The 12,319-nt window shown below is 33.8% G+C and carries 9 protein-coding genes, 2 tRNA genes and 1 pseudogene; 8 read left to right on the top strand and 4 right to left on the bottom strand.

Annotated elements, in window-relative coordinates; genetic code table 11:
* Positions 1-103: 103 nt before the first annotated feature.
* Positions 104-811, top strand: a complete 708-nt coding sequence (gene pepE, locus BM289_RS08750) for a dipeptidase PepE (RefSeq protein ID WP_091492520.1) — start codon at positions 104-106, stop codon at positions 809-811.
* Between the two features lie 162 nt (positions 812-973).
* Here the strand turns inward: pepE and BM289_RS08745 are convergent.
* Both BM289_RS08745 and BM289_RS08740 read right to left on the bottom strand, forming a co-directional pair.
* A tRNA-Gly gene (locus BM289_RS08745) sits at positions 974-1,046 on the bottom strand.
* Between the two features lie 108 nt (positions 1,047-1,154).
* Positions 1,155-1,227, bottom strand: a tRNA-Gly gene (locus BM289_RS08740).
* Positions 1,228-1,362: 135 nt separating this feature from the next.
* On the opposite strand from BM289_RS08740, the gene BM289_RS08735 reads away from it, so the two are divergent.
* Together BM289_RS08735 and BM289_RS08730 are read left to right on the top strand one after the other, a co-directional pair.
* Positions 1,363-1,800 carry a GNAT family N-acetyltransferase gene (locus BM289_RS08735; protein WP_091492518.1) on the top strand — a complete coding sequence of 146 codons (438 nt, stop codon included), beginning with the start codon at positions 1,363-1,365 and terminating at the stop codon, positions 1,798-1,800.
* A 1-nt stretch (position 1,801) separates the two neighbouring features.
* Positions 1,802-3,385 (top strand): L,D-transpeptidase family protein, encoded by a 1,584-nt coding sequence (locus BM289_RS08730; RefSeq protein ID WP_091492517.1) that lies wholly within the window; start codon positions 1,802-1,804, stop codon positions 3,383-3,385.
* Here the strand turns inward: BM289_RS08730 and BM289_RS08725 are convergent.
* Positions 3,374-4,099 (bottom strand): murein L,D-transpeptidase catalytic domain family protein, encoded by a 726-nt coding sequence (locus BM289_RS08725; RefSeq protein ID WP_091492515.1) that lies wholly within the window; start codon positions 4,097-4,099, stop codon positions 3,374-3,376. The genes BM289_RS08730 and BM289_RS08725 overlap by 12 nt on opposite strands.
* 300 nt (positions 4,100-4,399) lie before the next feature.
* On the opposite strand from BM289_RS08725, the gene BM289_RS08720 reads away from it, so the two are divergent.
* The gene (locus tag BM289_RS08720) at positions 4,400-6,829 is read left to right on the top strand and encodes a DUF5916 domain-containing protein (protein WP_091492514.1); all 2,430 of its coding nucleotides are present in this window, start codon (positions 4,400-4,402) and stop codon (positions 6,827-6,829) included.
* A gap of 141 nt (positions 6,830-6,970) precedes the next feature.
* On the top strand, positions 6,971-8,488 hold the full coding sequence (gpmI, locus tag BM289_RS08715) for a 2,3-bisphosphoglycerate-independent phosphoglycerate mutase (RefSeq protein WP_091492512.1): 1,518 nt from the start codon (positions 6,971-6,973) through the stop codon (positions 8,486-8,488).
* A 178-nt stretch (positions 8,489-8,666) separates the two neighbouring features.
* Here gpmI and BM289_RS08710 read toward each other — a convergent pair whose 3' ends face one another.
* Positions 8,667-9,917 (bottom strand): DUF445 domain-containing protein, encoded by a 1,251-nt coding sequence (locus BM289_RS08710; RefSeq protein WP_091492511.1) that lies wholly within the window; start codon positions 9,915-9,917, stop codon positions 8,667-8,669.
* A gap of 259 nt (positions 9,918-10,176) precedes the next feature.
* Between BM289_RS08710 and map the strand changes: the two genes are divergently transcribed.
* The 3 genes and pseudogenes from map (at position 10,177) to BM289_RS08695 (ending at position 12,293) form a co-directional block, all read left to right on the top strand.
* Positions 10,177-10,995, top strand: coding sequence for a type I methionyl aminopeptidase (gene map, locus BM289_RS08705; protein WP_091492509.1), 819 nt, complete (start codon positions 10,177-10,179; stop codon positions 10,993-10,995).
* Positions 10,996-11,060: 65 nt separating this feature from the next.
* Positions 11,061-11,435 (top strand): annotated as a pseudogene (locus BM289_RS08700) (GxxExxY protein).
* Positions 11,436-11,516: 81 nt separating this feature from the next.
* A complete protein-coding gene (locus tag BM289_RS08695; RefSeq protein ID WP_091492508.1) occupies positions 11,517-12,293 on the top strand; it encodes a class I SAM-dependent methyltransferase in 777 nt (258 codons plus the stop codon).
* Positions 12,294-12,319 lie beyond the last annotated feature (26 nt).

Genomic DNA, 12,319 nt, shown 5'->3' with positions numbered 1-12,319 from the left:
AATACTAACGAGTTGGTAAAAATATGTTAATTAAAATCTTAAAAAAACGCGCCAAGAAAGAGTTTTTAATACCTTTATTGCACAAATTTTGAGTCAAAAAATCATGAAAAGCATTATTATTGCAAGCACCTCTACCTTGCACGGAGGAAAATATTTAGAATATCTTTTACCTACTTTAGAATCGCATTTTAAGAACTGCAAAACCATATTATTTATTCCTTATGCACGTCCAAGCGGTATATCACATGATGAATATACGCAAAAAGCAAAAGAAGCTTTTTCAACAATCAACATAGAAGTAAAAGGAATTCATGAATTTGAAAATCCGCAAGATGCTGTAAAAAATGCGGAAGGAATTTTTACTGGAGGAGGCAACACTTTTTTATTAGTTACACAGCTTTATAAAAACAACGTCATGCAATTACTTTCTGACACAGTAAAAAACGGAACTCCTTATTTAGGATCAAGTGCAGGAAGCAACATCTGTGGTTTATCAATGCAGACCACAAACGACATGCCTATAATTTACCCTCCAAGTTTCCAGACATTAGGATTAATTCCTTTTAATTTAAATCCGCATTATTTAGATGCTGATTTACAATCTAAACACATGGGAGAAACGCGCGAAACAAGAATTAAAGAATTTCACGCATTCAATACTATTCCAGTTTTAGGTTTAAGAGAAGGAAGCTGGCTGGACGTAAAAGGAGATAAAATCACTTTAAAAGGAGATTTATCTGCAAGATTATTTAAGCAAAATCAAGAAGCTCAAGAGTTAGAACCAGAAACTGACTTAAGTGATTTAAAATAAAAATTCCAAATTCCAAATTCCAAATTCCAAATTCCAAAATAAAAAAAGTAGATAACTATAAAAATTGGAATTTGGAGCTTAATAAGTCGATTTAGTGTCAACTTATTTAGGACGAGACATTATAAACAAAAAAGCCTCAAACAATGTTTGAGGCTTTTAAAGAGCGAAAGACGAGGCTCGAACTCGCGACAACCAGCTTGGAAGGCTGGAGCTCTACCAACTGAGCTACTTTCGCATTAACAGGGTGCAAATATAAACAATTTTTTATTATTAAAAAATAAAAATCAAAAATTATTTATTTTTGACAAAAAAAAATCAGAACTTAAACATTTAGATTTCTTAGAGCGAAAGACGAGGCTCGAACTCGCGACAACCAGCTTGGAAGGCTGGAGCTCTACCAACTGAGCTACTTTCGCATTGGTGGTGCAAATATAAAGAGAAAGTTCAGTTCAAAACAAGCTTTTGGGCGAAAAAAATCAATAAAAAACAACATTTTTTTATAACTTATTTAAAATTAAAAAGTTATAAATTCGCTATTTTTAAAAAAAATCATGATTACAATTAAAGAAATCCCATCCCAAGAAACTTATGCTGTTCGCCAACCTGTTTTAAGAAAAGGAAAACCAATTGAAAGTTGCATCTTTGATGGAGACGATCTAGAAACCACTCATCATTTCGGTTTGTTTGATGATGAAAATTTAACAGGAATTATTTCGTTATTCGAAAAAATCAATCCTATATTTGCCGAACGAAATCAAGCCCAGATCCGAGGCATGGCAGTTTTAGAAAACTATCAGAAAAAAGGATTTGGAGAAGCTTTGGTCAGACATTGTGAAACCTACTGCAATGAAAACAAAGTTGATTTGATTTGGTTTAACGCCAGAACAGCAGCTGTTGGCTTTTATCAAAAAATGAATTACCAGCCCCAAGGTGATGCTTTTGATATTAAAGACGTTGGCGAACATTATTTGATGTTTAAAAGATTATAATATGAAGAAACTTTACTCTTTGGTAGTAATATGCATTTTTGTGAGCTGTAAAAAAGACAGTCCAAAACCTACTCCTGTCATCAAAAAACCGGTGCCAGCAATCATACTTACTGACGAAAGAAAAGTTGAAATAGATACTGCCGCAATTGGCACTTTTAAAAGTGAAACACTGAAACAATTTTATATTGCTTCTGAAAACCAAACTGTTTGGGGAAATCTTGCCAAAAGAAAATACGTTTTAGCTCAATTAGAAAATTCAGATAAATTAGGCTTAGATCCTGAAGATTACAAAGCTTCTCAATTGCAGAAATTCGAAAGTAAAATCAGTAAGCTTAACGATAAAGATTTGGCAACTTATGATATATTATTGACCTATAATTTCGAAAAATATCTAAGTCATTTGTATAAAGGAAAGTTAGATCCGAAAAAACTATATAACAATTGGGACTTGGAGGAAAAGACTTTTGATGTCAATAATGTCCTGATTAAAGCTTTCAATAAAAACAAATTAGACAGCATTGTTGATAACATTCAGCCCAAAACACAAACTTACAAACAGCTATTAAAAGCACTGGAAATTATTAATACTTTTCCAGAAGATGACATCGACACAATTGAATCTGTTGACAAGATTGTTTTAAATGATACCAATGCTGCTTTAATAAACATCAAGAAAAGGCTTTTATATTGGAATGATTTATCAGGAAAAGATAGCCTTACAAAGATATACAACCAAAAAACTTTTGAAGCTGTAAAAAGGTTTCAGGAAAGACACGGACTTGCTTCTGACGGTGTCATAGGCGCTGGAACAATTAAAGCTTTAAATTATTCTAAAGAAAAAAGAAAAGAACAAATTATCGCCAATTTGGAACGCTGGAGATGGTACAACAGTGAATTAGCCGAAAACTATTTCATTATCAACATTCCAGATTACAGTCTAAATGTTGTCGAAAGCCAAGACACCACTTTGGTTCGAAATGTTGTGGTTGGAACCAGCAAAAGGAGAACTCCTGTTATTACTTCTTTCTTAAAAACCGTTGTTTTTAATCCGACTTGGACCGTTCCTCCTACCATTCTAAAAGAAGATGTTGTTCCAGCAATGAAACGAAACCGAAATTATCTTGCAAAAAAGAACATAACTATTTATGATACTTCAGGAAATGTGGTAGATCCAATTGCCTGGAACGAAAAAAAACCTAATAATTATCGCTATGTACAGAGTCCTGGATATTACAATTCATTAGGATTAATGAAGATTTTATTTCCTAATCATCATAGCGTTTATCTGCACGACACCAATCATCGCAACATTTTTGGACGAAATAATCGTTCCATGAGTTCAGGATGTGTACGTGTTGAAAATCCGTTAGAATTGGCACAGCATATTTTGGATGTTGACGGAAACTGGCCTCAAGACAGAATTGATACCATTATTGCTTCTAAGAAAACAATGAGTTTCAAAATTACGAAAAAATATGCCCTCTATCAATGGTACTGGACCGCTTGGAGCAAAAAAAATCAGCTCCTATTCAGAGCTGATATTTATAATTTAGATTCGGATTTATATGCCAAATTAAGAAATTAATCTCTCTTCCATTGAGAAACTTCTTGATGGATGATAAATATATAAACACGATTTATCTTTTATTGTTTCGATAATCTCATCAGTCAATTCAACTGGAACTGCAGGACAGCCTTGGCTTCTGCCTAATCTTTTATGATCTCTGATAAAAGACTCAGAAACATAATCCGCACCATGCATTACAACGCCTCTTTGACGTGCATTGTCATTTACACCATCTTCTAACCCATCCAAACGCAATGAAGCACCATGTTTTCCTTGATAGATTTCACCTGTAGCATAAAAGCCTAAACTGCTTTTAAATGAAGAATTCAGATTTGAAAATGCCGTAGCAAACTCTTCTCCTGTATTTCTTCCATGTGCCACAAGAGAATTAAACAAGATTGTGTTAGTTGTTAAATCAATCACCCACAGACGTTTTGTGTTTGATGATAAACTGAAATCAATAAGAGTCAAAATGTTCTTCTTAATAACTCCTTTCTCTTTCAACAAATAAAATCCCTTTAAAGCTTCTGTAAAAGTTTTAAGTTCTGGCATTTTAAAATTGTTTGAATTCAGGGCACTGTAAACGCTTTCGATTTTGGAATCAACTGTTACTTTTTCAACTTTAGCAATTGACTTTACAGTAGCGTTCTTTTTAAGATCTGTAGTGTTTTTTGAATCTTTTCCAAAAGACAATAGCAAAAACACAAATAGCGGATAAATTTTGTAAATCATTGAATTTCTTTAGGTTAAACAAAAATTTGGGTAAGGCAAAAGTATAAAAAATTCATTCCTCGCAAAATATAAGGCTGATTTTCAGGCCTTTTTTGTTTAAATTTTAACATAATTAACATAAAAATATTATTTCTGTAAGATTTTATCTCATGCTCGAAATCTTAACATTTTAGCGATTTTTCTTAAAAAAAGTCAAATAAAATGGAAATCTTGAAACAAAAACTGTAACAAATAGAACCAAATGCTGTCTATTCTTTCTAAATTAAAATGATTTTCTAAATTATTCCCCATTCAAAATTCATGAAAAAAACAATTTTCCTTGTTTATCTGTTTTCTATTTTGTGCAGTTACGGCCAGAAAAAAGCACTTAAGGCGCAGGCAATTACACAATACATTTCTATTGACGGAAAATTGGATGAACCTGCCTGGGAAAATGCAGCAGTCGCATCAGACTTTGTAATACTTGAACCTGATAATGGAAAATCTATTCCTTATGAAAGAAGAACAGAAGTTAAAGTACTTTACGACAATGACGCCATTTACATTGGTGCTATGATGTACGATAATGAACCCTCTAAAATTCTAAAAGAAATTTCACAGCGAGACAATTTTGGAACTGCCGACCTATTTGGTGTTTTTATTAATGGTTTTAATGACGGACAGCAAGATTTTATGTTTTATGTTTCGGCCGCAGATGTGCAGGGCGATTGTATTATGACTGATGCAAATGGCGAAGATTACTCTTGGGATGCTGTTTGGATCAGTAAAGCATCCTTAAAAGAAAATGGATGGATAGTCGAAATCAAAATACCTTATTCAGCATTGCGTTTTTCAGCAGAAAACAAACAGACTTGGGGAATCAACTTTTTCAGAGATATAAAAAGAGACCGTTTTAAATACACCTGGAATTTTGTCGACCGGAAAATAGGCACTTTTACCCAGCAAGCAGGAACCCTAGAAGGAATTGAAAACATCAAACCTCCTACCCGATTGTTTTTTATGCCTTACGCTTCTTATTATTTAAATGCTTCTGACGGCCTGAAAACCTACGGAACAATCAAGGGCGGAATGGATATTAAATACGGAATTACCGATGCCTTTACCGTTGACGCCATTTTAATTCCGGATTTTGGACAAACAAAATACGATGATCAGATTTTAAATTTAGGCCCATTCGAACAGCAGTTTAATGAAAATAGAGCTTTTTTTACCGAAGGAACAGATTTATTCAGCAAAGGAAATATCTTTTATTCTCGAAGAATTGGTGGCATACCATCAACAGAACCTGAGCTTAATGAGAATGAAGAAATCACTGAATTCCCAGCAAGTGTAAATCTTGTAAATGCGCTTAAAGTTTCGGGAAGAACTAAAGATGGATTAGGAATTGGTGTCTTAAACGCCGTTACCGAAAAAACCTTTGCTACTATAAAAGATACTCTTACAGGCGAAACCAGACGTGAAGTTGTAGAACCTTTGACTAATTATAATGTTTTAGTTTTAGATCAGCGTTTCCGAAAAAATTCCTCTGTAACCTTTATTAATACAAATGTAACCCGAAATGGTCATTTTAGAGATGCCAATGTTATGGGCCTAGCTTGGAATTTAAATACAAAAGCCAACACTTATAGTTTGTTTGGAAATGTAAAATACAGCCATATAAATGATATTGAAGACAAAAACGGTGTTTATTCTACAGTAGGTTTTGCAGAAACGAGCGGTAATTATCGCTATAGTGTTGGCACCGATTATGTCAGCAAAGGTTATGACCCGAACGACCTCGGCATAAACTTTTACACCAATTATTATAATTTTTATGGAAATGCCAATTACAGAATTTTAAACCCGACTAAAAAATTCAACACTTTCAGAATTAATTATAATATGTATACCGAATTCAATAAAGAATCAGGAAAACTACAGGATAACAGCATCAATGCTAATCTTAATCTAACTACTGTAAAAAATAATTATTACGGAACTGGAATAACTTTTTATCCGTTTGAAATTTACGATTATTATGAACCGAGAGCTGAAGGAAGATATGTTGGGATTCCAAGAAGAATAGAAACTTGGGGAAGTATTTCTACCAACTACAACCATAAATTTGCCATAGATCTAAACGGAACTTTTAATGTTTTCGATGAATCTGAACGAATTACTTATGGCTTTGATATTGGTCCAAGATACCGTTTCAGCGATAAATTGTTATTTACTTACTTCTTTAGTTATCTCAGAAAGAACAACAACAAAGGTTATATTGACCAAATTGATGATGACAATAATGAAAACACTCCAAACCAAATCATCTTTGCTAACCGAAATGTTATTACGTATTCTAATACTTTAGGCGGAAAATATGCTGTAAACAGTGCAATTACGATTAATCTTGCGGTTCGTCAATATTGGTCTTATGCGGATAATAAAGATATTTTAATTTTAGAACCAAACGGAGATCTAGATCCTTATCCACAATACACAACCAACAAAAACTCAAGTTTTTATTCCTGGAATACCGATTTATCTTTTTCATGGTGGTTCGCGCCTGGAAGTCAGCTTTCTGCTTTATACCGAAACAATGCTTCTAATTTTGAGCGAATTATCGATAAAGATTTCAGACACAACGTTTCAGGACTTCTTAATAATGATGCGCTAAAACACATTTTTTCTATAAGCGTAAAATATTTTATTGACTATAATGCAGTCAAAAATAAAGTCAGAAAGAGAGCTTAGCGTGAATTAATTTTAAAAAATAAAGACTTCTTTAATTAAATTAATATTTTTTATCTGAGTTCATTTTATTAAACATAAATGTCGTAAAGCTTTCTCTTCAAAGTTTAGAAATGACTTATCTTTGTAGAAAACAAAAATATAATGAACAAAAAAGTTATCCTTATGATTTTAGACGGTTGGGGAAAATCTCCTGACCCTAAAGTATCTGCAATAGACAATGCAAATGTTCCTTTTATAAACAGTCTTTACAAAAACTACCCAAGCGCTCAGCTTAGAACCGACGGATTAAATGTTGGTTTACCTGAAGGACAAATGGGAAACAGCGAGGTTGGACACATGAACCTTGGCGCCGGAAGAATTGTATACCAGGATTTAGCCAAAATTAATTTAGCTGTAGAACATAAAACTTTAGCAAAAGAGCAAGTTTTAATTGACGCCTTTACTTATGCTAAAGAAAACAATAAAAAAGTACACTTTCTAGGATTAGTTTCAGATGGTGGTGTTCACTCTCATACTTCACATCTTCGCGGTCTAATCGATGCTTCTCAAGAATATGGTTTAGATCAGGTTTACATTCATGCTTTTACAGACGGACGTGACGTTGATCCAAAATCTGGAGCAAAATACATTCATGATCTTGAAGATTACATTAAAGATACTCCTGTAAAAATCGCTTCTATCATTGGCCGTTATTATGCAATGGATCGTGATAAAAGATGGGAACGTGTAAAATTAGCTTATGACTTAGTGGTAAACGGCGTTGGAACTCCATCAACAAATCCCGTTTCAAGTGTTTTGTCAAGCTATGAAAAAGACGTTACAGACGAATTTATCGAACCAGTTGTTATGGTTGATGCAAATGCAAAACCGCTTGCAACTATTGTAGAAGGTGATGTTGTAATCTTCTTTAACTTTAGAACAGACAGAGGTCGTGAACTTACTGAAGCACTTTCGCAGCAGGATTTCCACGAACAAAACATGCATAAACTAAACCTATATTATGTAACATTGACAAACTACGACGAAACATACCAAAATGTAAAAGTAGTTTACAATAAAGATAATATCACCGAAACTCTTGGTGAAGTTTTAGAAAAAGCTGGTAAAAAACAAATCAGAATTGCGGAGACTGAGAAATATCCTCACGTAACTTTCTTCTTTTCTGGTGGTAGAGAAACTCCTTTTGAAGGTGAAGAAAGAATCTTAAGAAATTCTCCAAAAGTTGCCACTTACGATTTAAAACCAGAAATGAGCGCTTACGAATTGGCTGATGCTCTTGTTCCAGAATTGAACAAAGGTGAAGTTGATTTCGTTTGTTTAAACTTCGCGAACGGAGACATGGTTGGACATACCGGAATTATGGAAGCAGCAATTAAAGCTTGTGAAGCCGTAGACGCTTGCGCTAAAAAAGTAATTGACGCAGCTCTTGCTAATGATTACACAACAATCGTAATTGCCGATCACGGAAACTGCGAAACCATGATCAATCCTGATGGTTCTCCAAATACAGCACACACGACAAACCCAGTGCCGATTATTTTAGTTGACAAACAGCTGAAAAGTATTCAGGATGGTGTTTTAGGTGATATTGCTCCAACAATTTTAGAATTAATGGGCGTACAACAACCTAATGCTATGACTTGTCATTCATTATTGTAGAAAATATTTTCTTTATTAAAAAAAGAGGCAAATTTTTAGAATTTGCCTCTTTTTTTTGTCATTTCGACTGAAAGGAGAAATCACACTAGAAACTCCGTAAAGTATGTCGCCAATCTTTGTCGATTTCCGAGTGTGATTTCTCCTTTCAGTCGAAATGACAAAAATTACAAATATCTTATTATAAAAATAAATGATACAACTGTTCTACTCCATAAATAATAATTCCGATAACACCGCCAACTAAAGTTCCGTTGATTCTAATATACTGCAAATCTTTTCCAATTTCCAGTTCCAATTTTTCAGAAACCTCTTTTCCATCCCAGGATTTTACAGTTGAAGAAATCAGGTCGCCAATTACTTCTTTGTTATTCAAAAGAACAGACAGCAAATCATTTTTGATGAAATTATTGATTTTATCAATCATTACCGGGTCTTCTTTAATTCCGTTTCCAAAGTTTTGAATTAAACTAGAAACACTGTTTTTGATAGAAGAATCTTCGCCTTTAACTAAATCATTTGTGATAGAGAGTTTAATTTCGTCCCAAATTCCGTTTATGTAATCCTGAACTTCTTTTTTACCAACGAAACCTAAAATCATATCGTTGATTTTAACCCTCATTTCTTCTGAGTTTTTGACCTTTTCTAAGAAGTTAAAAATATATTCATCGATTTTTATTCGTACAACGCTTTCGGGCTTTTTAGCTTCGTTTAAAAAATCCTGAAGACCATTAAATACACCTTCTGTAATACTTTTATCAGCCAAACCAAAACTCAATAAAGGTGTAGAAGCTTTTACTTTTTGACGGATTAAATCTTTGTTATTAGTCAATTCAGCACTCATTACTTCCAAAAGATTCGTCAGCATTTGATTTTTCAAATCTCCTTTTTGTAGAGGTTCCAAAGCCAATGCCACCCAGTCTCCAAAATTTATTCCTTCCAGCTTTTCTTTAAACTGAACCTGAATAAATCGTTTTACATCTTCATCTTTAATCGTTCTTAAAATTCCCGGAATAATATTAATCGCAACTACATTGGCAATTTTATCGGCATTTTCTTTCTGCGAAAGCCAATCTGAGGCTTTGGTTGCAAAATTGAACTCGTCGAGTTTGATTTCCAGTTTCTCCCGATTCAGAAATTCTTCCGAAACAAAATTTCCAAGATTCTCCCCTATTTCATTTTTCTTGGTCGGAATAATAGCCGTATGCCAAATCGGAATTCCCAACGGATGGCGAAACAAAGCCACAACCGCAAACCAATCGGCGATTCCGCCCACCATTGCAGCTTCGCTAAAAGCTTGAAGCATCGGAATTTTAAAATAAATTGATATGATAAAAAGTAAGACCGCAATGCCTAAAAGCGACAAAGCAAATCGCTTCATTTTCTTTAAAGCCTTAGCTTTTTCTATATCCTGATCTGTAACAGTTTCCATAATTACATACGTTTTTACTACTAATTTAAGCCTTTTTTCTGAGACCGTTCTTCTTTCTTTGCCTTTAAATAGCCGCGACTCGAACAAAGTGACTGGCGAAGCAATTCACGAATTTTATTTAAAAACAATCCGTTTATTTGTGCAATCTGCTTTTTTATAAATTTTTGTTTTGTGATAATTCGTGAATTCGTGGCGAAAAATTTTACTTAAAAAATATCATTAAAAATTGTACTTTTGCCAACTGAAAATCTGAAAAAATATGATCATCCAAAAAACCAGAGAGGAAATCGAATTAATGCGCGAAAGTGCTTTAATCGTATCAAAAACATTAGGAATGATTGCTTCTGAAATTAAAGAAGGAGTGACTACATTATATCTTGACAAATTAGCGGAAGAATTTATTCGTGATCACGGTGCGGTTCCAAGTTTCCTTGGACTGTATGATTTCCCAAATTCGCTTTGTATGAGTCCAAATGCTCAGGTTGTTCATGGTATTCCTAATAATGTACCTCTTAAAAACGGTGATGTTATTTCGGTTGATTGTGGGGCTTTTAAAAATGGTTTCCACGGAGATCACGCATACAGTTTCGAAATTGGAGAAGTTGCGCCAGAAGTAAAAAAACTTTTGCAGGTAACTAAAGAATCTCTTTATGTTGGAATTAGAGAATTTAAAGCTGGAAATCGCGTGGAAGATGTTGGAAATGCGATTCAGAAATATACAGAAGCTCATGGTTACGGAGTAGTTCGTGAATTGGTTGGACACGGTGTTGGGCAAAAAATGCACGAAGAACCAGAAATGCCAAACTACGGAAAACGCGGACGCGGAAAACTTTTTGTAGAAGGAATGGTTGTGGCGATTGAACCGATGATCAACATGGGTACAAGAAACATCAAACAACTCAAAGACGGCTGGACAATCCTAACTGCTGATGGAAAACCAAGTGCGCATTTCGAGCATGACGTTGCCTTAGTTGATGGAAAACCAGAATTATTATCGACTTTCCAATACATCTACAAAGCTCTTGGAATCGAGAGCAACGAAGAAGACGAATTTAGACAAGTTCCTTTAGTGTTATAACACGAATTTCACAAATTAACACGGAATAATCTTTGTCTAAATTGCACCGAAAAGAATGATAAATGATGAGTGAATTATATTTAAGAGATGAATCTTATAAAATTATTGGAATTTGCATGGAAGTCCATAAAATTTTAGGAAAGGGACATAGTGAAAAAGTTTACGGAGATGCTTTAGAATATGAATTTCAGCAAAACAATATTCCTTATAGCCGTGAATTAAAATATAATATTTCGTATAAAGACATTATATTACCCAGTTACTATTTTGCAGACTTTGTTATTTTCGATGAAATTATTTTAGAATTAAAAGCGATTTCAGAATTGACAACAAGTGAAATCAAGTAAACATTAAATTATTTAGCAGCATCAAAAAATAAATTAGGCTTATTAATCAATTTTGGAGAAGACAGCCTTAAATACAAAAGAATAATACTTTAACCCAAATCAAAAGTTCGTGAAATTTCAGCGCACTATTAATCCGTGTCAATTTGTGAAATTCGTGTTCAAATTTATTTAACTGTGAAAAAACTTTTTAAATTCGTTTTAAATACTATTCCTCGTCCATTATTAATTCGTTTGAGTTATGTGGCGCGTCCTATTTTGGCTTTCTCTTTAAGAGGAGATAAATTTACAGATCCTATCGACGGAAAAAGCTTTAAATCTTTTTTGCCTTACGGATACGGAAAGCAACGTAATAATGTGCTTTCGCCAAGTACACTTTCTTTAGAAAGACACCGTTTGCTTTGGTTGTACTTAAAAGATGAAACTGATTTTTTTACAGCACCTAAAAAAGTATTACACTTTGCTCCTGAACAGGCTTTTTACAAGTTATTCCGCAAGCAAAAAAATATTGATTACACCACTACCGATCTGTTATCTCCTTTGGCAGATGTAAAAGCAGATATTTGTAACCTGCCTTTTAAAGACAACGAATATGATGTGATTTTGTGTAATCACGTTTTAGAACATATTCCGGATGACACGAAGGCAATGCAGGAATTATTCCGTGTTTTAAAACCGGGCGGAATGGCGATTTTGCAAATTCCTCAGGATTTAAATCGTGACGTTACCTTTGCAGATGATTCGATTACAGACCAAAAAGAGCGTGCCAGAATTTTTGGGCAATACGATCACGTTCGTATTTACGGACGCGACTATTTTGACAAATTAAGAAGCATGGGTTTTATCGTAATTGAAGAAGATTACACTAATAAAATAGCACCAGAATTGGTTGAAAAATACTGTTTGGCAAAAGGAGAAATTATTCCGCTTTGCTTTAAACCACAGGAAAACTAAATTAGTTTTCTACCATATAAGTTCAT

Origin of the sequence: Flavobacterium phragmitis (genome assembly GCF_900112575.1) — a bacterium.
GTDB classification, from domain to species: domain Bacteria; phylum Bacteroidota; class Bacteroidia; order Flavobacteriales; family Flavobacteriaceae; genus Flavobacterium; species Flavobacterium phragmitis.
This window is presented reverse-complemented; position numbering and strand designations above follow the sequence as displayed.

Coding starts and splice junctions, on each gene's coding strand:
- pepE (WP_091492520.1), top strand. CDS start 104: ATGAAAAGCATTATTATTGCAAGCACCTCTACCTTGCACGGAGGAAAA.
- BM289_RS08735 (WP_091492518.1), top strand. CDS start 1,363: ATGATTACAATTAAAGAAATCCCATCCCAAGAAACTTATGCTGTTCGC.
- BM289_RS08730 (WP_091492517.1), top strand. CDS start 1,802: ATGAAGAAACTTTACTCTTTGGTAGTAATATGCATTTTTGTGAGCTGT.
- BM289_RS08725 (WP_091492515.1), bottom strand. CDS start 4,099: ATGATTTACAAAATTTATCCGCTATTTGTGTTTTTGCTATTGTCTTTT.
- BM289_RS08720 (WP_091492514.1), top strand. CDS start 4,400: ATGAAAAAAACAATTTTCCTTGTTTATCTGTTTTCTATTTTGTGCAGT.
- gpmI (WP_091492512.1), top strand. CDS start 6,971: ATGAACAAAAAAGTTATCCTTATGATTTTAGACGGTTGGGGAAAATCT.
- BM289_RS08710 (WP_091492511.1), bottom strand. CDS start 9,917: ATGGAAACTGTTACAGATCAGGATATAGAAAAAGCTAAGGCTTTAAAG.
- map (WP_091492509.1), top strand. CDS start 10,177: ATGATCATCCAAAAAACCAGAGAGGAAATCGAATTAATGCGCGAAAGT.